The sequence below is a fragment of the Pseudomonas sp. QL9 genome, assembly GCF_041409665.1.
Taxonomy (GTDB): Bacteria; Pseudomonadota; Gammaproteobacteria; order Pseudomonadales; family Pseudomonadaceae; genus Pseudomonas; species Pseudomonas knackmussii.
Map to the genome: position 1 here is coordinate 2,361,149 of NZ_CP166971.1, position 25,931 is coordinate 2,387,079.

Genomic DNA, 25,931 nt, shown 5'->3' on the forward strand with positions numbered 1-25,931 from the left:
CCATGCCTGCGCCGCGCTTCTGCCCGCAATGCGGCGGCGACCGGATGGAACGCCGCCAGCCGCCCGGGGACACCCATGAGCGGCTGATGTGCGGCGGCTGCGGCTACATCCACTACGAGAATCCCAAGGTCATAGCCGGCTGCATCATCGAGCGCGATGGCCGTTATCTCCTGTGCCAGCGCGCCATCCCTCCGCGCCCCGGCACCTGGACCCTGCCCGCCGGTTTCATGGAAAGCGGCGAAACCACCGAGCAGGCGGCCCTGCGCGAAGTCTGGGAAGAAAGCGGCGTGCGCGCGGAGATCCTTTCGCCCTACTCCATCTTCAGCGTGCCGAGAATCAGCGAGGTGTACATCATCTTCCGCGCCCAGGTCCTGGAGATCGCCGACGAATTCGGCCCGGAGACCCTGGACCGGCGCTTCTTCGCCCCCGAGGAAATCCCCTGGGAGCAGATCTACTACCCGGCGATCCGGCAGATCCTCGAGCGCTACATCGAGGAGCGGCAGGCAGGGGTGTACGGCATCTACATGGGCAACGACGACTGCGGGAAGATCCACTTCATCCGCTGAGGGCCCGCCGGCCTGTGGCATGACCTCCTTCTCCGCGATTCGCGGACATGGCCCGCTCCTGCAGGTGGGGCCGTACACCGTTCGCGGTCATACGCCGCCGTCCAAGCGGAGATCGCTCGATCCCGCGCCCCTCACCTCAAGGCTCCACCCCCTCGACGATGATCACCTCGGCCTTCGCTGCGCCCTGCCGCTTGGCGCAGGCTTCCTGGTATTCCGCCGAGTGGTAGCAGGCCAGCGCCTGCTCGTAGGAATCGAACTCGATCACCACGCTGCGCTGCGGCGTCTCGCGCCCTTCCATCGCCTGGGAACGGCCGCCGCGAGCGAGCATGCGGCCTCCGTACAGGGCAAAGGCAGCAGGCGCGCGGCTCGTGTATTGGCTGTACTGATCAGGGTCGGTTACGTCCACATGGGCGATCCAGTAGGCCTTCATGGTTACCTCACGGCGATGGCTCATTTCGTCTGATGGTATACCATAAGTTCATTCCTGCCACCCGGAGCTCGACATGCCGTTCAACACCACCCAAGAAATCATCGAAGACTTCCGCCAAGGCCGCATGGTGCTGCTGGTGGACGACGAGGACCGCGAGAACGAGGGCGACCTGCTGCTGGCCGCCGAGTTCTGCAACGCCGAAGCTATCAACTTCATGGCCCGCGAGGCGCGCGGACTGATCTGCCTGACGCTGACCGAGGAGCACTGCCTGCGCCTGGGCCTCGAACAGATGGTGCCGAGCAATGGCAGCGCCTATTCCACGGCCTTCACGGTATCCATCGAAGCCGCGACCGGCGTGACCACCGGCATCTCCGCGGCCGACCGCGCGCGCACCGTCCAGGTGGCGGTAGCGCCGGGCGCCCGCGCCGAAGACCTGGTGCAGCCCGGGCACATCTTCCCGTTGCGCGCCCGCGAGGGCGGCGTACTCACCCGCGCCGGGCACACCGAGGCCGGCTGCGACCTGGCGCGCCTCGCCGGGTTGACGCCGGCTGCAATAATCGTCGAAGTGATGAACGACGACGGCAGCATGGCCCGTCGCCCTGAGCTGGAAGCCTTCGCCCGGCAGCACGGGATCAAGATCGGCACCATCGCCGACCTCATCCACTACCGCCTGAGCACCGAGCACACCGTGCAGCGCATCGGCGAGCGCGAGCTGCCGACCGTGCATGGCACCTTCCGCCTGGTCACCTTCGAGGACCGCATCGAAGGTGGCGTACACATGGCCATGGTGATGGGCGAGATCACCCACGACGAGCCGACGCTGGTGCGCGTCCACGTGATCGACCCGCTGCGCGACCTGGTCGGCGCCGAGTACGCCGGGCCGAAGAACTGGACCCTGTGGGCGGCGCTGCAACGCGTGGCCGAGGAAGGCCGCGGCGTGGTGATAGTCCTGGCCAACCACGAATCCTCGCAGGCCCTCCTGGAGCGCGTACCGCAGCTGACCCAGCCGAGCCGGCCGTTCACCCGATCGCAGTCGCGCATCTATTCGGAAGTCGGCACCGGCGCGCAAATCCTCCAGGACCTCGGAGTCGGCAAGCTGCGCCACCTGGGGCCGCCGCTGAAGTACGCCGGTCTTACGGGCTACGGCCTGGAAGTCGTGGAAAGCGTGCCTTTCGACGACTGGAAGCCAGCCAGCGAGGCATGACCATCGGTCGGCGCCCGCTGGCCGTCGTCCAAGCCCAGGGCCTCCAGGCGCGCTGACAAATCCCAGGTAAATCAGTGAATTGACGCTCAGGCGCAGGAGCGTCAAGGCCACCGGAGGGGCCGCCATACGCAGTCATGCGCAGCCTTCGCCCGTCCGGAGGCTTGCAGAAAGTTTGGAATACCATAATATGGAACTCCGTAGGCCGAACACTGCCAGGGCATCCCTCGAGGACCGCCCCACCGACCGGCCAGGCCCCCGAGGCCATTGCTCCAGATGAGCGGGCACGAAAAGCCCGCCCTCCTACAAACACAAGAAAGAGGGCAAGTAGATGGTGTTCAAGAAACGTGCAGTGGCAGCGGTACTCGCTGCCTCCCTGGGTCTGGCCGGCGCCGCCAGCGCAGCCGACAGCATCAGCTTCGTCAGCTGGGGTGGCACTACCCAGGACGCCCAGAAGCAGGCCTGGGCCGAGCCCTTCAGCAAGGCCAGCGGCATTACCGTGGTGCAGGACGGCCCTACCGACTACGGCAAGCTCAAGGCCATGGTCGAGAGCGGCAACGTGCAGTGGGACGTGGTCGACGTCGAGGCTGACTTCGCCCTTCGCGCCGCCAGCGAGGGCCTGCTGGAACCACTGGACTTCAATACCGTCAAGCGCGACCGCATCGACCCGCGCTTCATCTCCGACCATGGCGTCGGCTCCTTCTACTTCTCCTTCGTCCTGGGCTTCAACCAGGGCAAGGTCGGCGGCAAGGCGCCGCAGGACTGGACCGCGCTGTTCGACACCAAAACGTATCCGGGCAAGCGCGCGCTGTACAAGTGGCCGAGCCCCGGCGTGCTCGAACTGGCCCTGCTGGCCGACGGCGTGCCCGCCGACAAGCTCTATCCGCTGGACCTCGACCGCGCCTTCAAGAAGCTCGACACCATCAAGAAGGACATCGTCTGGTGGGGCGGCGGCGCCCAATCCCAGCAACTGCTGGCCTCCGGCGAAGCGACCCTCGGCCAGTTCTGGAACGGCCGCGTCTACGCCCTGCAGCAGGACGGCGCCCCGGTCGGCGTGAGCTGGAAGCAGAACCTGGTCATGGCCGATTTCCTGGTCATTCCCAAGGGCTCGAAGAACAAGGACGCGGCCATGAAATTCCTGGCCGAAGCCAGCAGCGCCAAGGGCCAGGCCGACTTCGCCAACCTGACCGCCTATGCCCCGGTCAACCTCGACAGTGTCGGCCAGCTCAAGGGCGATCTCGCCCCCAATCTGCCGACCGCCTACGCTAAGGATCAGATCACCCTCGATTACGCGTACTGGGCCAAGAACGGCCCGGCCATCGCGGCACGGTGGAACGAATGGCTGGTCAAGTGAAGATGACGGCCGCTTCCCACGGCCGCCCTGCCACTCCCGTCGACGGCGCCTCGCGCGCCGCCGACGCGGTCGAAAAGAGGTCGTCGATGAAGCCGCAGCAGCACAGCGTTTCGCGTTGGCGCGGTTCGGCCAAGCTGCTGCCGGCCCTGCTGTTCCTCGGCCTGTTCTTCCTCGCCCCGCTGATCGGCCTGCTGCTGCGCGGCGTGCTCGAACCCACTCCGGGCTTTGAGAACTATGCCCAGCTGTTCGCCAACTCGGCCTATTCGCGGGTGCTGTTCAACACCTTCGCGGTTGGCGGCCTGGTCACCCTGATCAGTCTGCTGCTGGGCTTCCCGCTGGCCTGGGCGATCACCCTGGTGCCGCGCGGCTGGGGCCGCTGGCTGCTGAACATCGTGCTGCTGTCGATGTGGACCAGCCTCCTGGCGCGCACCTACTCCTGGCTGGTGTTGCTGCAGGCCTCAGGCGTCATCAACAAGGTGCTGATGGCCCTGGGCATCTTCGACCAGCCGCTGGAACTGGTGCACAACCTTACCGGTGTGGTGATCGGCATGAGTTACATCATGATCCCGTTCATCGTCCTGCCACTGCAGGCGACCATGGCCGCCATCGACCCGATGGTGCTGCAAGCCGGCTCCATCTGCGGCGCCAGTCCCTGGACCAACTTCTTCCGGGTGTTCCTGCCGCTGTGCCGCTCCGGGCTGTTCTCCGGTGGCCTGATGGTCTTCGTCATGTCCCTGGGTTACTACGTCACCCCGGCGCTGCTCGGTGGCGCGCAGAACATGATGCTGCCGGAGTTCATCGTCCAGCAGGTGCAGTCCTTCCTGAACTGGGGCCTGGCCAGCGCCGCCGCGGCGTTGCTGATCCTGATCACCCTGGTGCTGTTCTACGTCTACCTGAAAGTGCAGCCGGAATCCCCGGTCGGCGCCAGCAACGCGAGGTAAGCCGCCATGCTGCTCTCCCCCAATGCCATGGGCCCGCGCCTGCGCGGCGGGCTCTACCTGGTCACAGCGGCCATCGCCCTGTTCCTGCTGCTGCCCATCGTGTTCATCGTGCTGCTGTCGTTTGGTTCCTCGCAGTGGCTGGTGTTCCCGCCACCGGGCTGGACCCTGAAGTGGTACACGCAGTTCTTCTCCAACCCCGAGTGGATGCAGGCAGCCCTGGCCAGCCTCAAGGTCGCGGTGCTGACCACGATCTGCGCGGTGGCCCTCGGCATGCCGACCGCCTTCGCCTTGGTGCGTGGCAAGTTCCCCGGCCGCGAACTGCTCTACGGGCTGTTCACCCTGCCGATGATCGTGCCGTTGGTGATCATCGCCGTGGCGGTGTATGCGCTGTTCCTCAAGCTCGGCTACACCGGCACGCTGTTCGCCTTCGTGGTCAGCCACGTGATAGTCGCCCTGCCCTTCACCATCATCTCGATCATCAACTCGCTGAAGCTGTTCGATCAGTCGATCGAGGACGCGGCGGTGATCTGCGGCGCCTCGCGCCTGCAGGCGGTGTTCAAGGTGACCTTCCCGGCGATCCGCCCGGGCCTGGTCGCCGGCGGCCTGTTCGCCTTCCTCGTCTCCTGGGACGAGGTGGTGCTCAGCGTGATGATGGCCAGCCCGACCCTGCAGACCCTGCCGGTGAAGATGTGGACCACCCTGCGCCAGGACCTGACCCCGGTGATCGCCGTCGCCTCGACGCTGCTGATCGGCCTGTCCGTCCTGGTTATGCTCGCCGCCGCCGTGCTGCGCCGGCGCAATGAAGTCAGCGCCTGAGCGCGAGGAGAACAACAATGAGTGCCGTCATCCAAGAATCCGCACAGCCCCGCACCCTGGTCAGCCTGCGCAACCTGAACAAGCACTACAGCGACTTCGCCGCGGTGGACAACATCAACCTGGAGATCCAGGACGGCGAGTTCCTCACCTTCCTCGGCTCCAGCGGCTCGGGCAAGAGCACCACGCTGTCGATGCTGGCCGGCTTCGAGACGCCCAGCAGCGGCGAGATCCTGGTCGAGGGCAAGTCGCTGGTGAACGTGCCGCCGCACAAGCGCGACATCGGCATGGTGTTCCAGCGCTACTCGCTGTTCCCGCACCTGTCGGTGCGCGACAACATCGGCTTCCCGCTGGACATCCGCAAGCTGAAGGGCGACGACCGCGAGCGTCGTGTCGACGCCATGCTCAAGCTGGTGCAGCTGGAGAAGTTCGCCCATCGTCGCCCGGCGCAGCTTTCCGGTGGCCAGCAGCAGCGCGTAGCGATCGCCCGCGCGCTGGTCTACGAACCGCGCATCCTGCTGATGGACGAACCGCTCGGCGCGCTGGACAAGAAACTGCGCGAAGACCTGCAGGACGAGCTGCGTCACCTGCACCGTCGCCTGGGCATCACCATCGTCTACGTGACCCACGACCAGGAAGAAGCCATGCGCCTGTCGCAGCGCATCGCGATCTTCAGCCACGGCAAGATCGTCGGCCTGGGCAGCGGCTACGACCTCTACCAGAACCCGCCGAACACCTTCGTCGCGTCCTTCCTCGGCAACTCCAACTTCCTCCGCGTGCAGGCCCAGGGCAACGCCGCGGCGCGCTTCGAGAACGGCGTGCTGGGCATCCGCCCGACCGCCAACCTGCGCGAAGGCCAGGAGCTGGTGCTGATGGTCCGCCCGGAAAAAGCCCTTGCCCTGACCGCCGAACAGGCCGCCGCGCAACCGCTGGCCGCCGGCTGGAACGAGATCGGCGCGACCGTCCAGGAAGTGGTGTTCCTCGGCGAAAGCCAGACCTGCAGCGTGGTCACCGCCGGTGGCACCCCAATGACCCTCAAGGCGCTGTCCGGCACCCAGCCGCTGCACCCGGGCAGCCCGGTGCGCGTGCGTTGGGCCGCGGCCGATGCCTGCGTCTACAGCGAGTGGAACGAGAGCGACCTGATCAAGGGCGCGCACTGATTTCCTGATGTCCCTTGCGCCCCCGGCCGTTATGGCGGCCGGGGGCTTTTTTTCGCCTGGATGAATTCAGGCCGATGCACTCCGAGCAGCCGCCTTGCCGGCTGCGCCGAAGCCCGCTCCTACGAAAAACCGCGCCGTCCGCTGAGGTAGGAGCAACTGTCTTCTGGGCTCCCGCGTTCGCGGGAGTGACGGAACTAAGATTCGTTTTCCCCTTCGTCATCCCCGCGAACGCGGGGACCCAGAAACCACACAGGCGGACCATGTCCGCGATAGCCGGAGGTTCCGGCGCGCATCGCGGATGAGACACGCTCCTACGCTCCCACCCACACCGCTCCCCGCAGGAGCGCGCCATGCGCGCGAATCGCAGTCAAAGCCCGCGCCTACATTCCACCTGGGCAACGGCATTTCCCGGTGGGCGCGCGCCTTGCGCGCTGATCGCGGGCAAGGCCCGCTCATGCAGGGTGACGCCGAACGCCGGCCAGCCCGTAGGGCGAATAACCCTTCGCGGTTATCCGCCGCAGACCTCCGCACCATTACTACCGACGGAAGCGAGAGCTTCCCTTTCCGAATCGCAGGCAAAAAAAGCCCCGTCAGAGCTGCTACACAGGACGGGGCGGAGAGGTGGAACGGTAGAAGCTTATTCAGCCAGGCCCAGCGCGCCTTGTACGCCTTCACTCGACTGGCCGCGGGTGGCCAGGCAGTAATACAGCGGGCAGGTCACCAGCAGGCCGGCGAGCCAGGACAGGTCCACGCCCGACAGGTAGTTGGCGTACGGGCCGACGTAGAGCGCGGTGTTGGCGAACGGCAGTTGCACCAGGATGCCGATGAAGTAGGCCGTGATCGCGTGCGGGTTGACCCGGCCGTAGATGCCGCCGTCGGCGCGGAAGATCGAGGCGATGTCGTAGCGGCCGCGCTTGATCAGGTAGAAGTCGATCAGGTTGATCGAAGCCCAGGGCACTAGAACCAGCAGCAGGGGCAGGATCAGCCCGATGAACTGCGAGATGAAGTTCGCCGAGGCGCTCAGCGCCACCAGGCAACTGCCACCGAGCACCACGGAGGACAGCACTACGCGCAGGCGCACGCTGGGCGTCCAGGTGCTGGCGAAGGTCTGGATCGAGGTGACGATGGAAAGCACCGCGCCATACAGGTTCAGGGCGTTGTGGCTGATGATGTTGAGCAGGAACAGCACCATCAGCGCCGGGCCGAATACGCCGGTGGCCTGTTTCACGGCGGCCATCGCCTCGGTGCCTTCCGGGGTCGCCAGCACCGCCACCGCGCCGAAGCTGAACGAGAGGCTGGTGCCCAGCACCGCGCCGAAGAAGGTGGCGAAGAACGGCTTTGCGATGCCGATGCTGGCAGGCAGGTAGCGCGAGTAGTCCGAGGTGTAGGGAGAGAAGCTGATCTGCCAGATGATGCCCAGGCACAGGGTGGCGAGGAAGCCGGAGAGGTTGAAGCCACCCCGCGTGAAGAAGTCCGCCGGCAGCTCATGGCCGAAGATGTAGGCGAAGCCGGCCAGCAACGCGCCGCCCATCACCCAGGTACCGATGCGGTTGAGGGTGTGGATGAAGCGGTAGCCGATCACGCCGCTGGCGGTCGCACCCAGCGCACCGAGCAGGATGCCCGCGGGCAGCGGTATCGAGGGGGCGATACCGTGGATCGACTCGCCCGCCAGGACGATGTTGGAAATGAAGAAGCCGACGTAGATGAGCGCGGTGAAGAACACGATCAGCAGCGCGCCGTAGCGGCCGAACTGGCCCCGGCTCTGGACCATCTGCGGGATGCCCAGTTGTGGCCCCTGGGCCGAGGCCAGGGCGATGCCGACGCCACCCAGCACATGGCCGAGGACGATGGCCAGCAGGCCCCAGAGCAGGTCCAGGTGGTAGACCTGGACGACCATGGCGCCGGTCACCACCGGCAGGGGAGCGATATTGGTGCTGAACCACAGGGTGAACAGGTCACGCGCGCGACCATGGCGTTCGGCTGGCGGCACGTAGTCGACGGTGTGGTTCTCGATGAGCGGGGTGGACGGGGACTGGGACATCTTCGGACTCGCAGCGGATCATCGGCGCGGCCACGGATCGCCACGGCGCGTGCGCAGGCACGGCCAAGGGCAGACTACGACGGGCGCGGACAGTCAGGAAACGGGTGACAGGGTTCAGGCCGCGAAGGGCCGGGCGGCGGACCTGGGGTCCACGCGCGGAGATAACCTGGGAGAGTCGTACCAGACCCGGATACGGGCACAGCGGAAGTGCGTATTGGACAGCATCGTTTTGCCTTGCTTCTTGTCTTTGTTCGAAAGCCACACGGAAAAGCCGTGTCGCAGCGCAGTCCCCTAGGGTGGCAGGCGCCGCAAACTGAAGACCATATTATGGTATTCCAAACTTCAGGCAAGCGTTTTCCGCGCAACGGACCGGCCATACAACGGCCCCTCAAGCCCCTGTCGAGCACCCGAAATCACCCTGAAAGTCAGACCGCATGCGGCCTCTCCCATATGCCACAGGCAGCGGAGAGATCCGACTAACGGCATCCCGGGGGCTTGAACTTTCAGTATTACGGTATACCATCAGACGAAAGAACCTCGTCCAACCCGCCACCCAGCTGGCAGCAGGTACCCGCAATGATCGACGCCAACGTCTACAAGCAAGTCATGGGCTCCTTCCCCTCCGGCGTGACTGTGATCACCACCCTGGACGAGGACGGTCACCTGGTGGGCCTGACCGCCAGCGCCTTCAGCTCGCTGTCGATGGACCCTGCGCTGGTGCTGTTCTGCCCGAACTACAGCTCCGACTCCTACCCGGTGCTGATCCGCCGCAAGCAGTTCGCCATCCACCTGCTCTCCGCCGAGCAGCAGCGCGAAGCCTACAGCTTCGCCAAGAAGGGCAAGGACAAGGCCGAAGGCATCGAATGGCAGTTGAGCGAGCTGGGCAACCCCGTCCTGGATGGCGCGACCGCCGTGATCGAATGCGAGCTGTGGCGTGAATACGAAGGCGGCGATCACGCGATCATGGTCGGCGCGGTGAAGAACCTGATCGTCCCCGAGCAGCGCGTGCAGCCGATGGTCTACTGCCGCGGCAAGATGGGTGCGCTGCCGGCGATGGCCTGAACCGCCAACGCCCCCGCAAGAATCCGAAAAGGCGCTGCCGTCGATGACGCAGCGCCTTTTTTGCGTTTGGGCGTACTTGTAGGAGCGGACCTTGCCCACGATTCGCGCGCATGGCGCGCTCCTACAGGGGGGTGTTGGTGCGGGGATTTTCGCGGATGAGATCCGCTCCTACAGGATGACGCCGCACCTTCCGGCCACGCCGATCAGCCCCCTCTCCCGCTCGCGGGAGAAGGTTAGGGAGAGGGAGCTGGATCAATCACCAGCACAATCGTTCAGGAGCAAGCCCGTCTCTGGTTCCCCGCGTTCGCGGGAATGACGTGATGAAGAGCGGTGCGCGGAGGTTCCACGTAGGGCGAATAACCACGAAGTGGTTATTCGCCGCCACTCAAATCCCCTCAAGTCCTGAACCGCGAAACCAGCCGATTCAACTCATCCGACAGCCCGTTCAACACCTGCGCATCCCCGCGCGTGGCGTCGGCCAGGCCGGCGACTTCCTGGGCGTCGCGGTGGATCTGGCTGATGTGGCGGTTGATCTCCTCGGCCACCTGGTGCTGCTCTTCCGCCGCCGTGGCGATCTGCGCATTCATGTCGCGGATCACGTCCACCGATTCGCGGATGGCGCCGAAGCAGGCGCGGGCCTCGCGGATCGAGCCGACCGTGCGCTGCGAGGCTTCCAGGCTGGCCTGCATCTGCTTGCCGGTGTCGTGGGTACGACGCGCCAGGTTGCCCAGCAGCGCGTCGATCTCGCCGGTGGACTCGGCGGTCCGTCGCGCCAGCGCGCGAACCTCGTCGGCCACCACCGCGAATCCACGTCCCTGGTCACCAGCGCGGGCCGCTTCGATGGCGGCGTTGAGCGCCAGCAGGTTGGTCTGTTCGGCGATCGAGCGAATGGTGCCAAGGATCGACTGGATGTCGTTGCTGTCCTGCTCCAGCTGACGCATGGCGTCGGCCGAGTGGGCGATCTCGTCGCTCAGGCGGCCGACGCTCTCCACCGCCTCGTCGATCTGCTGCTGGCCGTCGTGGGCCTGGCGCTGGCCGCTCTCGGCGGAGTCCGCGGCCTGGCTGCAGGAACGCGCCACCTCGTTGGCGGTCATGACCATCTCGTTGAAGGCCGTGGACACCATGTCCACCGCCTCGCGCTGGCGTGCCGCCGTATCGGCCAGGGCCTGGGAGGTTTCGCGGGAGCTGCCGGAACTCTGGTGGATGCTCGCCGCGGCCTGGCCGATGTTCTGCACCAGGCGGCGGATCGCGTCGAGGAACTGGTTGAACCAGCCGGCGAGCTGCGCCGTTTCGTCGCGCCCGCGCACCGCCAGGCGACCGGTCAGGTCGCCGTCGCCCTGGGCGATGCCCTCCAGGCCCTCGGCCACCGCGCGCACCGGGCGCACCACCAGGCCGGCAAAGAGCGCACCGACACCGGCGAAGGCCAGCGCGATGATCGCCGCGATCAGCGCCACGCCCCAGGTCAGGCGGGTCGCCGCGCTCATCACCTCGCTTTCCTTGATCACGCCGACGAAGCGCCAGCCCAGCGCGTCGGACGGCCAGACGTTGGCCAGGTAGCGTTCGCCGTCGATGGTCACTTCCACCAGGCCCTTTTCCGCACTTGCCAGCTGCGCGTAGTTGGCGCCCAGCTCGCCGAGCTTCTTGAAGTTGTGCTCCGGCTGGTTGGGGTCGACGAGGATGGTGCCGTCGCCTTCCATCAGCATCAGGTAGCCGCTGCTGCCCAGCTTGATGCCCTTGACGATGTCGGTCAGGCGCTTGAGGGACACGTCGATGTTGACTACCCCTCCCTGCTCGCCCAAACGGTTGCCGAAGGTGCGCACCGTGCTCACCAGCGCCACCTTGTCCGCCGCCCAGTAGTAGGCGTGGGTGCGCTGGGTCTTGCCCGGCTGGGCCATGGCCGCCTGGTACCAGGGACGGGTGCGCGGGTCGTAGCTGGCGAGCTGGTCGTCGCCGGGCCAGAAGGCGTAGCCGCCGTCGCGGGTACCGACGGAGACATAAGCGTAGTCCGGGTGGCTGTGGGCCAGGCCGGCGAACAGGTCGAACACCTGGCGGTCCAGCGGGCCAGCCGGGTGCTGCGGGGCGTCGGCGCCGATGAACTGCTTGAGGCTGCCGTCGATGGCCTGCATCTGCGGGTGGCTGGCCAGGTACTCGACATTCTGGGTGATGCCATCGAAGAACAGCTGCATGGCGTTCTCCACCTGGCGGATCTCGCGGCCACTGCCGTCGATGAAGCTTTGCCGCGCCTCGCTGCGCAGGTTGAGGATCACCAGTACGGCGACGAGGATCACCGGCAGGCTGGCGATGGCGGAAAAGGCGAGGATCAGTTTCTTTTTGAGATTCATCCTTTCTTCCTTGGCTGCACGCTGGGCAGAAACGCCTTGCAGATATTCCGTATTATGGTATACCAATAATCCATGGAAACCCAGTACCGTGATGGCAGCCCGCCATGACCGTGCCGATCCCCGAATTCCGTGGCGCGCCCCTCCGCGCCTCCCCATCCGCCGGGCCGCAAGCCCGGATACAAGAAAGGTTCGAGGTAAGCGATATGAAATTTTCCCTGTTCGTGCACATGGAGCGCTACGACGAGCAACCCAGCCATCGCCAGCTGTTCGAAGAACTCACCGAACTGACCCTGATGGCCGAGGCCGGTGGCTTCAGCACCGTGTGGATCGGCGAACACCACGCCATGGAATACACCATCTCGCCGAGCCCGATGCCGCTGCTGGCTTACCTCGCCGCGCGCACGGAGACCATCCGCCTGGGCGCCGGCACCATCATCGCGCCCTTCTGGCACCCGATCCGCGTCGCCGGCGAATGCGCCCTGCTCGACGTGATCAGCAACGGCCGCATGGAAGTGGGCCTGGCGCGCGGTGCCTACCAGTACGAATTCGACCGCATGGCCAACGGCATGCCGGCCACCGACGGCGGCAAGTACCTGCGCGAGATGGTCCCGGTGGTCAAGGCGCTGTGGCAGGGCGACGTCGCACATGACGGCGAGATCTGGAAATTCCCCACCTCGACCTCCTCGCCGCGCCCGCTGCAGAAGCCGACTCCGCCAATGTGGATCGCCGCGCGCGACCCGGACTCGCACAACTTCGCGGTGGCCAACGGCTGCAACGTGATGGTCACCCCGCTGATGAAGGGCGACGAGGAAGTGGTCGACCTGAAGAACAAGTTCGAGGCCGCCCTGGCCAACAACCCCGGCGTGCCGCGCCCGCAACTGATGGTCCTGCGCCACACCCACGTACACACCGCGGACGATCCGGAAGGCTGGAAGGTCGGCGCCGCCGCCATCTCGCGCTTCTACCGCACCTTCGACGCCTGGTTCGGCAACAAGCAGACCCCGGTCAACGGCATCCTGCCGCCCAGCCCGGAAGAGAAGTTCAAGGATCGTCCGGAGTTCGAGCTGGAAAACATCCGCAAGAACACCATGATCGGCACCCCCGAGGAAATCATCGCGCGCATCCGCCACTACCAGGAGCTGGGCGTCGACGAGTTCAGCTTCTGGGCGGACAACAGCCTGCCGTACGCCGAGAAGAAGAAGTCCCTGGAACTCTTCATCAAGCACGTGGTGCCGGCCTTCCGCTGAGTGCCGACTGTGCCGAATGCACTGAAAAGAGCCCGCCTTGCGCGGGCTTTTTCATAGGCCTCCGCGGCCAGACCGTCCCTCAACGCCGGTTCCCTTATTGCCCAGGATATCCGCCTACGTGATGCATCACTCGGCCTCTGGGCCGAAGCCCATGACACGCCCGCCCCCTGGTGCTGGCCGACGCCGTACTGGCGGAATTTGGCCTCGACTTGCAGATCGGGGCCCGGGCGGTCTCGCTGGCTGAAATCGCCCGACCGGTGGGTAGCGCGCTGAGGGGGGTCATGACCCGCGGCGAAAAACGGCGATGACCGGACAGCGGGATCGCCCTGCGCCGACTAGTCTTAAGCACCTGCCCCACACATCTCCAGCCGTGAGTGGATATTCCTCTTACAAGAAAAAAGGAGTTCACCGTGCGCACCCTATTAGTCGTGCTCCTGGCGGCCGGACTTGCCGGCTGCGCGGCAGAGGTCAAGAAGGACGACGGCATGTCGCCGATCAGGACCTACGCCGATACCCAGAACCATCTGCTCGTGAGCTTCCAGGGCGATCCGTCGATCACCGCCCGTCCGGATTGGCCGCGCCTGACCGGCGCCTGGCGGCGCGCCCTGCAGCAGGCCGCCAGCGACGCGGACTACCAACTGAGCGAACAGGTCGGTGCGCTGCCCGGCGGCGCCCAGGCCGCCACTTTGCTGGTCGTCGAAGTGCAGCGCCTGCAGCAGGCCGGCCCGGCTGGCGGCGACCTGGGCGATGCGGTGATGCGTGTCGACGTGCGCTTCGCCGATGGCCCAAGCGGTCGTCTGCTCGGCTCGCGCCGCTATGAAAGCGAATCCGACGAGCCGGAATCGGTGCAGGGCCAGATCAAGACCATCTCCGCGGAAATCATCAACGAACTCACCAGCGCCCAGCGCATCGCCAAGCGCGAGCCCCTGCCCGCGCCGCCGGCCACCAGCCCCGAGCAGGAGCCTGCCAAAGCCAAGCCGGCACCGGGACCCGGGCAGTCACTGGCGGGAAGCGAGCACCTGGGCAAGCCCGTGGCGGTAAATGACGGGCGCGAGCAGCAGTTGCAGAAATTGCAGGGCAGCAACCTGCCGTTCGACCAGTACCAGACGGAGTACCGCCGCCTCACCGGCCAGTAGCCGGGGGCCGGCTCAGTCGTCGTGCCAGTGGGCGTCGGAGTCGTCCTCATCCCAGTCGTCGAGCGCCGCGTCTTCCTCGCCTTCCTCCTCGACCGTTTCCTCAAGATCGTCCAGCAGGCCGGTGGCGTCGTCCTCACCGGTCTCGGGCAGGTCGTGGAATTCGTGGTCCAGCAGGTGGTCGTGTTCCGGTTCGGGAAGGTCGATGTCGTCGTCGTTCATGGGGGCAGCCTCGATCGGCCTGGGGTTGATGCGGGGCGCACATGCTAAGGCGTTGCGGTCGCGGCGGGAACTGCGCGGGTCGCTCGCCGGGCAAGCCGCGGGCGAGCGAGCTATACACTCAAGTGTGACGCATGAGGTTTCGCTATCGAAGCGATGGATTGCGCGGTGTTGCCCGCCGTCCGTCGCCTGACGATCCTGTTGCCTACCCAGCGCCCAGCGCCCCCAGCCAGCCACCGAGGGACACCCTGAATGAAGACCGTTGCGCAGATCCTCCACACCAAACAGGAACAGCAAGTACACACCATCGGCTCGCAGGAGATGGTGCTCGACGCCCTCCGGGTGATGGCGGCGAAGAACGTCGGTGCCCTGCCGGTGGTGGACAACGGGGTGGTGGTGGGTGTGATCAGCGAGCGTGACTATGCGCGCAAGATGGTCCTGCAGGGCCGTTCCTCGGTCGGCACGCCGGTGAAGACCATCATGAGTTCGCCGGTGGTCACGGTGGACTCGCAGCAGAACGTCGACACCTGCATGCAACTGATGACCGACCGCCACCTGCGCCACCTGCCGGTGGTGGAGAACGGCAAGCTGATCGGCCTGCTGTCGATCGGCGACCTGGTCAAGGAAGCCATCGCCGAACAGGCCGCGCTCATCCAGCAGCTGGAGCAATACATTCGCGGCGAATGACGATCACCGCCTCCCGAAAGCCCCGGCCACGCCGGGGCTTTTTTCATCCCGCCGCCCCGTCCCAGCGCCAGGCCGCTGCCAGTCGCTCGCGCAGGTAGTCGACGAACACCCGCACCCGCGGTGCCAGGTGTCCGGCATGCGGATAGAGCGCATGCAGCGGTGCCTCGGGCGCGCGGTAGTGAGGCAGGATGCGCTGCAGCTGCCCGGCGGCCAGGGCGTCGCCGACATCCCAGATCGACTTCAGCGCTATGCCCATGCCGGCCAGCGCCCAAGCCTGCACCGCGCCACCATCGTTGCTCACCAGCGCCCCGCGCACCTTCACCGCGACACGCTCGCCGTCCGGCCCGCTGAAGCGCCATTCGCCGCGGGGCTGGTCGCTGTTGAGCAGGCAGCGGTGCTCGGCCAGCTGCGCCGGGTGCTGCGGCTCGCCGCATTCACGCAGGTAGGCCGGCGCAGCGCAGAGCACGCGGTAGTTGTCCGCCAGCGGGCGGGCGATCAGCGAGGAATCGGCCAGGCTGCCGACGCGGACCGCCAGGTCGAGGCCGTCGTCGAGCAGGTCGGCCAGCGAGTCGCTCAGTTCCAGCTGGATGTCCAGGTGCGGATGCAGGCGCTGGAAGTCGCCGGCGATGGGCGCGATCCAGCGTCGCCCAAGGTCCACCGGCGCCCCCAGGCGCAGCAGGCCGCTCACCGCTTGGCGGCGTTGGCCGAGCAGCGCCTCGGCGGACTCCAGCTCGGCAAGGATGCGCACCACGCTGGCATGGAATAGCGCGCCTTCCTCGGTCAGCGTCTGACGCCGGGTAGTGCGCTGCAGCAGGCGTACGCCGAGCCCCGCCTCCAGCTGCGCAAGACGCTTGCTGACCACGGCCAGGGAGAGGTCCAGCTCGCGCGCCGCGGCGGAGAGGCTGCCGCTGCGGACGATACGGTCGAATGCGACCAGGGCGGGCAGGTTATCGATCATCGAATCCTTCGCTTTTCAGAAAGAATGCATCTTCCCGAATAGCGTATTTCCCCACGAATCGGCAACCAACAATAGGCGCATCCCCACCGCAGCCCTTGAGGAGCCGCCATGACCCGCCTGCGTTCCACCCTCGCCAGCCTCGCCCTGCTCACCGGCATCGCCGCCCAGGCGCACGCCGAACCCGCCCTGCTCGAACCTGCCCAGGTGATTGCCGACGCCTCGCTGCCGGCCTCCCAGCGCGACGCGCAGATCCTCGCCGCACGCCGCTACGCCAGCTTCTGGAACAGCGGCGACCCGGCGCTGGCGCGCGCCGCCCTGGCCGCCGACTTCACCGACCGCACCCTTCCCGCCGGACGCGTGCAGGGCATCGAAGGTCCCCTGCAGGCCTCGAAGATGATGAAGAGCGCCATTCCCGACCTCGATTGCCACATCGAGCAACTGCTGGTCGCCGGCGACCGGGTGGTCGTCCACCTGCGATTCCGCGGCCACTTCAGCGGGCGCTTCCAGCAGGTCCAGGGCAAAGGCCAGACGGTGGACTTCATCGCCACCGACATCTACCGAGTGGTCGACGGGCGCATCGCCGACAACTGGCACATCGAGGACAACCTGACCCTGCTGCGCCAGCTCGGCGTGGTCGGCAGCTGAGGAGCGCGGCCATGGACAAGCCCTCCACCCACGGCGTCGGACGCCGCACCTTCCTCGGCGGCGTCGGCGTGCTCGCTGCCGGCGCCGCCCTCGCCCAGACCGCCTCGGCAACCACCCCGGCCGTGCAGCCAAAACCCGGCAAGGGCGGCTTCTGGCCCGACGGCGTCCGCCTGGTGATCTCCATCTCCATGCAGTTCGAGGCGGGCGGCCAGCCGCTCAAGGGCACCGACAGCCCCTTCCCGAAGGTCGACTTCCCGGCCAGCGTGCCGGCCGACGCGGCGGCCAACAGCTGGTTCGCCTACGGCTACCGCGAAGGCATCCCACGGCTACTCGACCTGTGGGACAAGCATGGCGTGAAGGTCACCTCGCACATGATCGGCGAAGCGGTGCGGAAGCACCCCGAGCTGGCCCGCGAGATCGTCCGTCGCGGCCACGAGGCGGCCGGCCACGGGCCGCGCTGGAGCTCGCAGTACGCCATGCCGCGCGACGAGGAACGGGCCTTCCTGATCGCCGCGCGCGACATGGTCGAGGCGGTCACCGGCCAGCGCCCGCAGGGCTACAACTGCAACTGGCTGCGCCGCGGTCCCAACACGCTGTCGCTGCTGCAGGAGCTGGGCTACCTCTACCACATCGACGACTTGAGCCGGGACGAGCCCTTCATCGAGCCGGTCAACGGCAAGGACTTCGTGGTGGTGCCCTACACCCTGCGCAACAACGACATCCTGCTCGTCGAAGGGCGCAACTACTCGCCGCAGCAGTTCCTCGCACAGATCCGCGGCGAGTTCGACCAGCTCTACGAGGAGGCCGGCAGCCGGCGGCGCATGATGTCCCTCAGCGCCCACGACCGTATCAGCGGCACTCCACAGATGACGCGGGTGTGGGACGAATTCCTGGCCTACGCGCGGCAACATCCGGGCGTGGCCTTCCTGCGCAAGGACGAGATCGCCCGCTTCACCCTCGCCAGCCCGGCGAGCCTGCGCGAAAGCGAGGTCATCTGAATGCCACGCAGGCGGCGCTCGCCAGGAGTGCCGCCGGCGGAACGGGCGCCGTGCCATGGCAGCCGGCGGAGCGCGGCATTAGAATTCGATGCACATCCGCATCCGAGCAAGCAGACCGGCCCATGGAAAACCGCACCGCACGCCTTACCGTGCTGATCGACCCGCAGAAGAAGAAGGCCTTCGAGGAACTCTGCGCCAGCCAGGACCTGACGCCCTCGCAGGTGGTCCGCCAGCTGATCCGCGACTACCTGGAGAGCCACGGCGTCAGCTACGCCAGCCAGGCGAAGGGCGGCGCGGAGCAGGACTGAGCCAAGCGCGTTACCGCGCATGGCCCCTGTAGGAGCGGATTCATCCGCGAAGATCCCCGTGCCAATACCCACCTGTAGGAACGCGCCATGCGCGCGAATCGCGGCCATGGGCCGCTCCTACGAGGGGACACCGTGCAAGGCCGTTCGCGGATGAGATCCGCGCCTACGGGGCGCCCGCTTCTTCACGCTGCTCGCAGGCCGCCAACGCCAGCGCAAAGGTGGCGTGATAGTTCTGCCGCCCCACCGCCTCGATGATCCCCGCGCGCAGCAGCTTGTGCCTGACCCGCGCACTCGCCTCGCAGAGCTTCACCGTGACCCCGCGCTTGCGCAGTTGCTGGATCACTTCCTCCAGGGTCTGCATGCCGGTGATGTCCATGAAGGGCACATGGCGCAGGCGGATCACCAGCAGGCGCGGGTCGCTGTGGGTCTGCTGGAGGGCGCGTTCGAAGGTTTCGGCGGCGCCGAAGAACAGCGGGCCTTCGATGCTGTATACCAGCACGCCCGGCGGCAGCGCCTTGGGCAGCTCGCCCTGAAGTTCGGCGTCTCCTTGCTGCGACACTTCCACCGCCGAGGCCATGCGCCGCATGAACAGCAGCATGGCCAGGATCACGCCGATGTTCACCGCGATCACCAGGTCGCTGAACACCGTCAGGCCGAAGGTGATCAGCAGGATAGCCACATCGGGCCGGGGCGCGCGGCGGACCATGCGCACGAAGTGGCGGGCCTCGCTCATGTTCCAGGCCACCACGAAAAGGATTGCCGCCAGCGCGCACAGGGGAATGCCCGAGGCCAGCGGGGCGAGGAACAGGACGATCAGCACCAGGGTCGCCGAGTGGGCCACGCCGGCCAGCGGGCTGCTGCCGCCGTTGCGGATGTTGGTGGCGGTACGGGCGATGGCGCCGGTGGCGGCGAAGCCGCCGAACAAAGGTGCCAGGAGGTTGGCGATGCCCTGGCCGATGAGCTCCTGGTTGGAGTCGTGGCGGGTGCCGGCCATGCCGTCGGCGACCACCGCCGAGAGCAGCGACTCGATGGCGCCGAGCATGGCGATGGCGAAGGCCGGGCCGATCAGCTCCAGCACGCGCGGCAACGTGATCTCCGGCAGGCTCGGGGTCGGCAGGCCGCGCGGAATGCCGCCGAAGGCGCTGCCGATGGTGGCTACCCCGTCGAACTGGAACAGCGTCTGCAGCGCGCTCACCAGGACCATCGCCAGCAGCGGCCCGGGCACCCGCGAGAGGTACGGCAGCCGCGGCCCGTAGAGCACCGTCGCCAGCCCCAGCAGGGCCAGCAGGGTGGTCGCCAGGTGCAGTTGCGGCAGCACCTGCAGCAGGTGCCAGAGCTTCTGGTGGAAATGCTCGCCGCCCACCGCCGGCAGGCCGAAGAAGTCCTTCCACTGGCCGACCCAGATGATCACCCCGATGCCGGCGGTGAAGCCGACGATGACCGGGTCGGGGATGAACTTGATGACGCTGCCCAGGCGGCTGACGCCCAGCAGCAGGAGGATCGCCCCGGCCATCAACGTGGCCAGCTGCAGACCGTCCACGCCGTAGCGCGCGGTGATGCCGGCGAGGATGACGATGAAGGCGCCGGTCGGCCCGGCGATCTGCACTCGGCTGCCGCCGCAAAGCGACACGACCAGGCCCGCGACTATCGCGGTGTACAGGCCCTGCTCGGGCTTCACGCCGGAAGCGATGGCGAAGGCCATGGCCAGCGGCAGCGCGACCACCCCGACTATCACTCCCGCCAGCAGGTTGCGCGGCCAGTGCCGCCCTTGCAGCAGGCCGGCCTGCCAGGCTTCGCGTATGGCGATCATGCTCCGCTCCTTCGTCGAAGAATGCACATCACATTAACATCACATGTTAATCAAAGTTTACTCGTTTTCCGCCATCAAACCCCTTCGTCGCCCATCGACTGACGGGCTGGCGAACAGCCGCTACCTTCGTTGCAATACGCTGCGCATTCGCCAACAGTGCTGCAGATTTGCATACACCCTGGCCAGCCGCCCCCCACAGCAGCGGGCCCGCGCGCCTGGCACGCAACCTGCCTGGATGCCAGGATGGCCGTCGCCCCACCGCGTCGACCGCCGCTATCCCGTATGGAGAAACATAGATGGACCCGCTACGCCTGTTGTCCGATCGCGGCCTGCTGCTGGCCGACAGCATCGCTTCGGACGGACGTTTCCTCGAGGTGTCCGCCGAGCAGAGCGACCAGCTCGGCTACCCGCCGGGCAGCCTGCCCGGCCAGGGCATCGAGCAGGTCTACACCGCCGAGTCGGTGCGCACCCTGCAGCAGCTGTTCGCCAATCCGCCAGCCGACGAGCGCGTGCAGGACCTGGAGCTGACCCTGATCCGCCACAGCGGCGGCCTGCTGCCGGTGCTGGCCAGCGGCGTGCTGCAGTGGCGCGACGGCCAGCCCGCCCGCCTGCACCTGGTGAAGATGCCGCTGGGCGGCATCAGCCGGCGCCTGGGCGAGTTGCAGAACGCCAACGAAGTGATGAGCCAGATGCTCTACAGCGCCAAGGTCGCCTACTGGTGCATCGAGTTCGACGAGCCTGTGGATATCCGCCAGACGCCCGACGAGATCGTCCGCCAGGTATTCGAGAACCGCTCCTACTGGCGCATGTGCAACCGCGCCATGGCGGCGATCTACGAGATGCCCGCCGACGTCGACTTCAGCCAGCAGCCGGTGCGTCTGTACTGGCCGCGCAGCCCGGCCAACGAGGAGTTCGTGCGGCGTCTGATCGAAGCCGAGTTCCACGTCGACGGCGCGCTCTCGGTGGACCGCCGCCACGACGGCTCGCCGGCCTATGTGGAGAACGACGTGCGCGCCAGCATCCACAACGGCAGCCTGCTGCGCATGTGGGGCAGCCTGCGCGACGTCAGCCAGGAACTGCGCATGCAGCACGACGCCGAGCAACGCATCGAGTCCCTGCGCCGGGTGTTCGACGCCGTGCCCGACGCGGTCCTGGTGATCGACGAAGACGCCCAGCCGCAATGGCGCAACGCCGCCTTCGAGCAGGTCTTCGGCATCACCCGCGCCGCCGGCGTGGCCGCCACCCTCGACCGCCTGCCGCTGCCCGAACGCACCTGGCAGCGCCTCGACCTGCCCGACCAGTACGGCAGCTACCGCACCTTCGACAGCCACTGCTCGCGCATCCTGATCCGCGAACACCAGGCCTGGCGCGTGATAGTGCTGCGCCCCGACGGCGTCGAACGCCGGCCGGCGGAACTGCATCCATGAACGGCGAGGGCTTCTTCGCGCCCATGCGCATGGGCATGCGCTCGTCGGTCAACGTCAGCGCCGAGATGCTCGCCGCGCTGCTGGAGACCCCGGCGCTGCACGCCCTGCTCGACGGTTTCGGCGAGGCCCTGATCGTCTGCGACGGCGACTCGCGGGTGCGCTTCCTCAACCTGGCAGCCGAGCGCATAAACCGTGTCGCCCGCCAGGACGTGCTGGGCCTGGCCGACAGCGACTTCTTCCAGCGCTCGGCGCTGCAGTTCGACGACTTCCTGCAGGCCGTGCGGCGCGGCGGCAAGAGCGCGCTGACCCGCTCGCGCGACGGCCGGCTGTTCCTCACCCGCGTGCAGAGCGTGCCGGTCGGCGCCTACGAGAAGCCCTACACGCTGCTGATCCAGCACGAATACGAAGCCCGCGAGAGCGCCGGCCGCGCCAGCGCGCCAAGTCTGCCGGACACCCCAGCGAGCCTGGGCGACCCGCAGGACAGCGCGCTGCACATGTCGCCGCTGCTCTCCAGCATCGCCGACATGGGCGTGCGCGCCTTCCGCCGCCGCGCGCGCCTGTTGCTGCTCGGCGAGCCCGGCGTGGGCAAGACCGCCATCGCCCGGCACATCCACCGCGCCGCCGGCTGGGGCGACCGGCCCTTCATCGACGTGAACTGCGCGAGCATTCCGGAAAGCCTGTTCGAGTCGGAGGTCTTCGGTTACGAGCGTGGCGCCTTCACCGGCGCGCTGCAGCAGGGCAAGCGCGGCTACATCGAAAGCGCCTCCGGCGGCACGCTGTTCCTCGACGAGATCGGCGAAATCCCGCTGCAGGTGCAGGCCAAGCTGCTCAAGTTCCTCGACGACGGCACCATCCAGCCGGTCGGCTCGCCGCTGTCGAAGAAGGTCCAGGTGCAGGTCATCGCCGCCACCAACAAGGATCTCAGGGCGCTGGTCGCCGCCGGGCTGTTCCGCGCCGACCTCTACTACCGCCTGGCCGTGCTGCCGGTGGACATCCCGCCGCTGCGCGCCCACCGCGACGACCTGCCGGTGCTCATGGACATCCTCCTGGCCCGCATCAACCGCGACCGCCAGCCGCCTCTGCGCTTGTCCACAGCCTGCCGCCAGCGCCTGCTGGGCTACGACTTCCCCGGCAACATCCGCGAGCTGGTGAACATCTTCGAGCGCCTGGCGGTGCTGGCCGACGACGTGGCAGACGATCACCACCTACCGCCGGAACTGCTCGGCATGACGCTGCCGGCCAGCGACGACGAGCCCTTGCCCATCGCCATGGGCAGCGACGAGCCGCTCAAGGCGCAGGTGCAGCACTTCGAACGCCAGGTGATCCTCCACGCCGTGCGCCTGTGCGGCAGCAAGCGCAAGGCCGCGCAGCACCTGGGCATCGACGTCGGCACGCTGATTCGGAAGTTGCAGCGGGATTGAGATTGATCGGCACGCGGCTGTAACGCTGTGCGAGCGGCGGATTCCCTTCCCTCTCCCCAACCCTCTCCCGCAAGCGGGAGAGGGGGCCGTACGGCGAGAGCGCAAGGCTCGGCGCCATCCTGCAGGAGCGGATTCATCCGCGAAATTCCCCACGCCGATCTACCTGTAGGGCGCATAACCGCGTTCGCGGTTATGCGCCGTGGCCCGGCACGAAAACGGCGGATAACCCCTTAGGGGTTATTCGCCCTACGGGGTTGGTATTCGTGCCGTGCGGTTCGCGCATGGAGAACGCTGCAGTTTTGCCTACGACCGTTGTCATTTCTGCTTACACCCTTGGTCGCAGTCGAATCAATAAATCCTTTTATTTTAACAACTTAGAATATTGGCACAGCCTGTGCTCTACCTCCTTCGACCCGTGACCGTGCACGGGTCCTCGAATCGCGCCTGGCTTTCCCGACCGAGGAGCCCGGCAGTTCTGGAGGCACAACAACAATGCTCATCACAGGTATCAAGAGCCGGCCGGTATACGACCGCCTCGAGCCGCTTGCCGGCGGCACCCACCACATCGTCGCCGGCCAGGGCAGCGGCGGCAGCGCCATGCTTCGCCTGCTCGCGCAGATGCCGCGTACCGCGCCCATCCGCGTGCTCTATTCCACCGAGACCTTCTCCGGGCAGAACCACCTGGCCGCGCTGCGCGACCTCGGCGACGTCGAGCTGCAGGTCTATCCGAGCAACCGCTCTCTGGTCGAGGACCTGCACGCCCTGCTCGGCGAGTCGCGCATGGGCACCCGCCTGTACCTGGCGGGTTCGGAAAGCTTCATCGGCACCGCGATGCAGGCCGCCACCGCGATCAACCTGAACAAGGACGAAGTGCTGCGCGAGCACTGCGGCTCGTTCGTCCGCCGCGTCTGGTGCGTGCACTGCGACGGCTACACCGAGAACGTCACCCAGCGCGTGTTCACCTGCCCGCACTGCGCGCGGACGCTGGTGGTGCGCGACCACTACTCCCGCCGCCTCGCCGCCTTCCAGGCGGTCAAGGCCGACGCCGAAGTCCCCGGCGAACTGCCGGCAGCCGAGGAGCTCGACACATGAGCCAGTCCACCGGAACCCTCAACGTCCGCGTCGCCCGCATCGAGCAGGTCACCCCGGAGATCAAGCGTTTCACCCTGGTGTCCACCGATGGCGCGCACCTCACGCCCTTCTCCGGCGGCAGCAACGTCGTGGTGCTGATGCCCCATGCGACCGGCACCTACCGCAACGCCTACTCGCTGATGAGCTCGCCCTACGACGCCAGCGCCTACCAGATCGCCGTGCGTCGCGTGGAAGAGGGCCGTGGCGGCTCGAAGCACATGCATGACGTGGTGAAGGAAGGCGACGAGCTGGAAATCCTCCGCCCGGTGAACCTCTTCCCGCTGAGCAAGCACGCGCGCCTGCACCTGTTCATCGCCGGCGGCGTGGGCATCACCCCGGTGTGCTCGCAACTGGCCGAGCTGCGCCTGCGCGGCACGCCCTTCGAAGTGCACCTGGCGGTGCGCGGCGACGCCCATGCGACCCTCGGCGAAGAGCTGGTCCGCGAATACGGCGACGCCGTGCGCCTGTACCGCGACGACCGCGGCGAGCGCCTGGACATCAGCGCCGTGCTGGCCGACCGCCCGCTGGGCAGCGACGTCTACGTCTGCGGCCCCGAGGGCATGATCCAGGGCACCATCGACGCGGCCCGCGCCCACGGCTGGACCGACAGCCACATCCACTACGAACGCTTCCTCGAACAAGGCAGCGTCGGCGAGGCCTTCAGCGTCACCCTGGCGCGCAGCGGCGCGACCATCGACGTGTCGCCCGACCAGAGCCTGCTGGAAGCCGCCGAGGCCGCCGGCCACGAGATCCCCTACCTGTGCCGCGGCGGTGCCTGCGGCATGTGCGAGACCCGCGTCCTCGAACTGGACGGCGAGATCCTGCACACCGACGACTGGCTGTCCGACGAGGACAAGGCCGCCAACACCAAGATCATGCCCTGCGTGTCGCGTGCCAAGTGCTCGCGGCTGGTCATCGACTGCTGAGCCGGAGAACGCCCATGAGCATCCAATTCCGCCCCGACGAAACCTACCGCGACGACTACACCTACGCGAACAGCCCCGAGTGCATCGCCCGCGCACCCTGGCCCTTCCCGGACGACGAGTACATGTACTCGATGAACCTGGAGCCGCACGTCTCGGTCGGCGATGGCGCCTTCCGCGCGGTGTTCGACATCGACGAGCACTACATCAGCGAGTGCCGCGATCGTGCGATCACCCTGGAGAAGGACCCGGGCATGCACTACGTCTCCGCGCCGCACATGATGGAGGCGCAGTGGGACCTGCTCGAGCTGATCATGGAGTCCTACGCCAAGGACTACCCGGAGTACTTCGCGCTGGAGAAGGACGGTACGCGCTGGCACTGGACCAACAAGCTGCTGAACATCGACGACACCTTCACCTTCGGCGATCCGTCCACCCTGCCCTACGAGCCGATGGAGTACGTCACTCGCCAGGCCCAGGGCGACTGGGTGCTGCAGGAAGAGCGTGACGGCACCCTGTACTGGGGCGCCGGCATCGCCACCCAGCGCGCCGACTACTCGCTGCGCTTCAACCTCGGCATGGCCTGGCACGAGTTCCACGGCCCGGTGCCGCTGGTGAAGGAAACCGGCATGCTCGACCGCGCGCTGAAGTTCCTCCTGCGCCTGCGCAACGGCCACCCGGTGCGCCGCCTGAACTGGTCGCTGACGGTCAACCCGCGCCTGGACGTGTCCGCCGAGAGCCTGCCGGAGTGGGCCCCGGACCGCACCACCGTGACCGCCGAGAACGCCGGCAAGCTGGTCTACCTGCGCATTGAGCTGCAGCCGCTGCACCGCCTGCCGCGCAGCAACGCCATCGTCTTCCCGATCCGCACCTACCTGCTGAACCTGGAAGACATCGCCACCAACCCGGCCTGGGCCAAGCGCATGCACCGCGTGCTCAAGTCCCTGAACCAGGAACTGGTCGACTACAAGGGCTTCACCCGCTACCGCGACGCGGCGGTGGAGTGGCTCTCGAAGTACGACGACGGCAAGTAAGCCCACAACGACAACCCGAAAAGGGACAAGCCGGCGAGGCCGTGAGACTCGCCGGCCGCTTCAGCTCTGCCCATTACCCC

General features: G+C 67.0%; 24 protein-coding genes and 1 pseudogene. 18 read left to right on the top strand and 7 right to left on the bottom strand.

Annotated elements, in window-relative coordinates:
* Positions 1-2: 2 nt before the first annotated feature.
* Positions 3-566 (top strand): NUDIX hydrolase, encoded by a 564-nt coding sequence (locus ACA097_RS11235; protein ID WP_043248392.1) that lies wholly within the window; start codon positions 3-5, stop codon positions 564-566.
* A 136-nt stretch (positions 567-702) separates the two neighbouring features.
* Here ACA097_RS11235 and ACA097_RS11240 read toward each other — a convergent pair whose 3' ends face one another.
* The gene (locus ACA097_RS11240; RefSeq protein ID WP_371370507.1) at positions 703-996 is read right to left on the bottom strand and encodes a DUF1330 domain-containing protein; all 294 of its coding nucleotides are present in this window, start codon (positions 994-996) and stop codon (positions 703-705) included.
* A gap of 73 nt (positions 997-1,069) precedes the next feature.
* On the opposite strand from ACA097_RS11240, the gene ribBA reads away from it, so the two are divergent.
* The 5 genes from ribBA to ACA097_RS11265 all read left to right on the top strand — a co-directional run bounded on the left by ribBA (position 1,070) and on the right by ACA097_RS11265 (position 6,465).
* Positions 1,070-2,200, top strand: coding sequence for a bifunctional 3,4-dihydroxy-2-butanone-4-phosphate synthase/GTP cyclohydrolase II (gene ribBA / locus ACA097_RS11245; RefSeq protein WP_371370150.1), 1,131 nt, complete (start codon positions 1,070-1,072; stop codon positions 2,198-2,200).
* A gap of 328 nt (positions 2,201-2,528) precedes the next feature.
* The gene (locus tag ACA097_RS11250; RefSeq protein WP_043248387.1) at positions 2,529-3,551 is read left to right on the top strand and encodes an ABC transporter substrate-binding protein; all 1,023 of its coding nucleotides are present in this window, start codon (positions 2,529-2,531) and stop codon (positions 3,549-3,551) included.
* On the top strand, positions 3,536-4,492 hold the full coding sequence (locus ACA097_RS11255) for an ABC transporter permease (RefSeq protein ID WP_371370151.1): 957 nt from the start codon (positions 3,536-3,538) through the stop codon (positions 4,490-4,492). Before ACA097_RS11250 ends, ACA097_RS11255 begins: the two co-directional genes overlap by 16 nt.
* A 6-nt stretch (positions 4,493-4,498) precedes the next feature.
* A complete protein-coding gene (locus tag ACA097_RS11260; RefSeq protein WP_043248384.1) occupies positions 4,499-5,308 on the top strand; it encodes an ABC transporter permease in 810 nt (269 codons plus the stop codon).
* 17 nt (positions 5,309-5,325) lie between these two features.
* Positions 5,326-6,465, top strand: coding sequence for an ABC transporter ATP-binding protein (locus tag ACA097_RS11265; RefSeq protein WP_371370152.1), 1,140 nt, complete (start codon positions 5,326-5,328; stop codon positions 6,463-6,465).
* Positions 6,466-7,102: 637 nt separating this feature from the next.
* Here the strand turns inward: ACA097_RS11265 and ACA097_RS11270 are convergent.
* Positions 7,103-8,506: a cytosine permease gene (locus ACA097_RS11270; protein WP_371370153.1), complete on the bottom strand. Its 1,404-nt coding sequence runs from the start codon at positions 8,504-8,506 to the stop codon at positions 7,103-7,105.
* Between the two features lie 576 nt (positions 8,507-9,082).
* Between ACA097_RS11270 and ACA097_RS11275 the strand changes: the two genes are divergently transcribed.
* Entirely contained in the window at positions 9,083-9,568 is a 486-nt protein-coding gene (locus ACA097_RS11275; protein WP_160285560.1) for a flavin reductase family protein, read from the top strand.
* A gap of 395 nt (positions 9,569-9,963) precedes the next feature.
* On the opposite strand, the gene ACA097_RS11280 is transcribed toward ACA097_RS11275, so the two are convergent.
* Both ACA097_RS11280 and ACA097_RS11285 read right to left on the bottom strand, forming a co-directional pair.
* Positions 9,964-10,692 (bottom strand): methyl-accepting chemotaxis protein, encoded by a 729-nt coding sequence (locus ACA097_RS11280; RefSeq protein ID WP_371370508.1) that lies wholly within the window; start codon positions 10,690-10,692, stop codon positions 9,964-9,966.
* 129 nt (positions 10,693-10,821) lie between these two features.
* Positions 10,822-12,066 (bottom strand): annotated as a pseudogene (locus ACA097_RS11285) (cache domain-containing protein); the annotation flags it as partial.
* 47 nt (positions 12,067-12,113) lie between these two features.
* Between ACA097_RS11285 and ACA097_RS11290 the strand changes: the two are divergent.
* Together ACA097_RS11290 and ACA097_RS11295 are read left to right on the top strand one after the other, a co-directional pair.
* A complete protein-coding gene (locus ACA097_RS11290; RefSeq protein ID WP_371370154.1) occupies positions 12,114-13,157 on the top strand; it encodes an LLM class flavin-dependent oxidoreductase in 1,044 nt (347 codons plus the stop codon).
* 410 nt (positions 13,158-13,567) lie between these two features.
* Complete coding sequence (locus tag ACA097_RS11295) at positions 13,568-14,293, top strand: hypothetical protein (RefSeq protein ID WP_371370155.1); 726 nt, start codon at positions 13,568-13,570, stop codon at positions 14,291-14,293.
* A gap of 12 nt (positions 14,294-14,305) precedes the next feature.
* On the opposite strand, the gene ACA097_RS11300 is transcribed toward ACA097_RS11295, so the two are convergent.
* Positions 14,306-14,512, bottom strand: a complete 207-nt coding sequence (locus ACA097_RS11300) for a hypothetical protein (RefSeq protein WP_043248371.1) — start codon at positions 14,510-14,512, stop codon at positions 14,306-14,308.
* Positions 14,513-14,761: 249 nt separating this feature from the next.
* Here ACA097_RS11300 and ACA097_RS11305 point away from each other — a divergent pair, with 249 nt between their 5' ends.
* The gene (locus ACA097_RS11305; RefSeq protein WP_043248368.1) at positions 14,762-15,196 is read left to right on the top strand and encodes a CBS domain-containing protein; all 435 of its coding nucleotides are present in this window, start codon (positions 14,762-14,764) and stop codon (positions 15,194-15,196) included.
* Positions 15,197-15,239: 43 nt separating this feature from the next.
* On the opposite strand, the gene ACA097_RS11310 is transcribed toward ACA097_RS11305, so the two are convergent.
* Complete coding sequence (locus ACA097_RS11310) at positions 15,240-16,154, bottom strand: LysR substrate-binding domain-containing protein (protein WP_371370156.1); 915 nt, start codon at positions 16,152-16,154, stop codon at positions 15,240-15,242.
* Between the two features lie 108 nt (positions 16,155-16,262).
* On the opposite strand from ACA097_RS11310, the gene ACA097_RS11315 reads away from it, so the two are divergent.
* The 3 genes from ACA097_RS11315 to ACA097_RS11325 all read left to right on the top strand — a co-directional run bounded on the left by ACA097_RS11315 (position 16,263) and on the right by ACA097_RS11325 (position 18,105).
* Complete coding sequence (locus ACA097_RS11315; RefSeq protein ID WP_371370157.1) at positions 16,263-16,799, top strand: ester cyclase; 537 nt, start codon at positions 16,263-16,265, stop codon at positions 16,797-16,799.
* An 11-nt stretch (positions 16,800-16,810) separates the two neighbouring features.
* Positions 16,811-17,797, top strand: a complete 987-nt coding sequence (locus ACA097_RS11320; protein WP_371370158.1) for a polysaccharide deacetylase family protein — start codon at positions 16,811-16,813, stop codon at positions 17,795-17,797.
* 122 nt (positions 17,798-17,919) lie between these two features.
* Positions 17,920-18,105: a ribbon-helix-helix protein, CopG family gene (locus ACA097_RS11325; protein WP_371370159.1), complete on the top strand. Its 186-nt coding sequence runs from the start codon at positions 17,920-17,922 to the stop codon at positions 18,103-18,105.
* Positions 18,106-18,268: 163 nt separating this feature from the next.
* On the opposite strand, the gene ACA097_RS11330 is transcribed toward ACA097_RS11325, so the two are convergent.
* Positions 18,269-19,915, bottom strand: coding sequence for a SulP family inorganic anion transporter (locus ACA097_RS11330; RefSeq protein WP_371370160.1), 1,647 nt, complete (start codon positions 19,913-19,915; stop codon positions 18,269-18,271).
* Positions 19,916-20,211: 296 nt separating this feature from the next.
* Between ACA097_RS11330 and ACA097_RS11335 the strand changes: the two genes are divergently transcribed.
* The 5 genes from ACA097_RS11335 (at position 20,212) to ACA097_RS11355 (ending at position 25,851) form a co-directional block, all read left to right on the top strand.
* A complete protein-coding gene (locus tag ACA097_RS11335) occupies positions 20,212-21,342 on the top strand; it encodes a PAS domain-containing protein (protein WP_043248356.1) in 1,131 nt (376 codons plus the stop codon).
* Complete coding sequence (locus ACA097_RS11340; RefSeq protein WP_371370161.1) at positions 21,339-22,763, top strand: sigma-54 interaction domain-containing protein; 1,425 nt, start codon at positions 21,339-21,341, stop codon at positions 22,761-22,763. Before ACA097_RS11335 ends, ACA097_RS11340 begins: the two co-directional genes overlap by 4 nt.
* Before the next feature lie 492 nt (positions 22,764-23,255).
* Positions 23,256-23,855, top strand: a complete 600-nt coding sequence (locus ACA097_RS11345) for a dimethylamine monooxygenase subunit DmmA family protein (RefSeq protein ID WP_043248352.1) — start codon at positions 23,256-23,258, stop codon at positions 23,853-23,855.
* Complete coding sequence (locus tag ACA097_RS11350) at positions 23,852-24,820, top strand: 2Fe-2S iron-sulfur cluster-binding protein (RefSeq protein ID WP_371370162.1); 969 nt, start codon at positions 23,852-23,854, stop codon at positions 24,818-24,820. The genes ACA097_RS11345 and ACA097_RS11350 overlap by 4 nt, the downstream gene beginning before the upstream one ends.
* 14 nt (positions 24,821-24,834) lie before the next feature.
* Positions 24,835-25,851, top strand: a complete 1,017-nt coding sequence (locus tag ACA097_RS11355; RefSeq protein WP_371370163.1) for a DUF3445 domain-containing protein — start codon at positions 24,835-24,837, stop codon at positions 25,849-25,851.
* Positions 25,852-25,931: the final 80 nt, after the last annotated feature.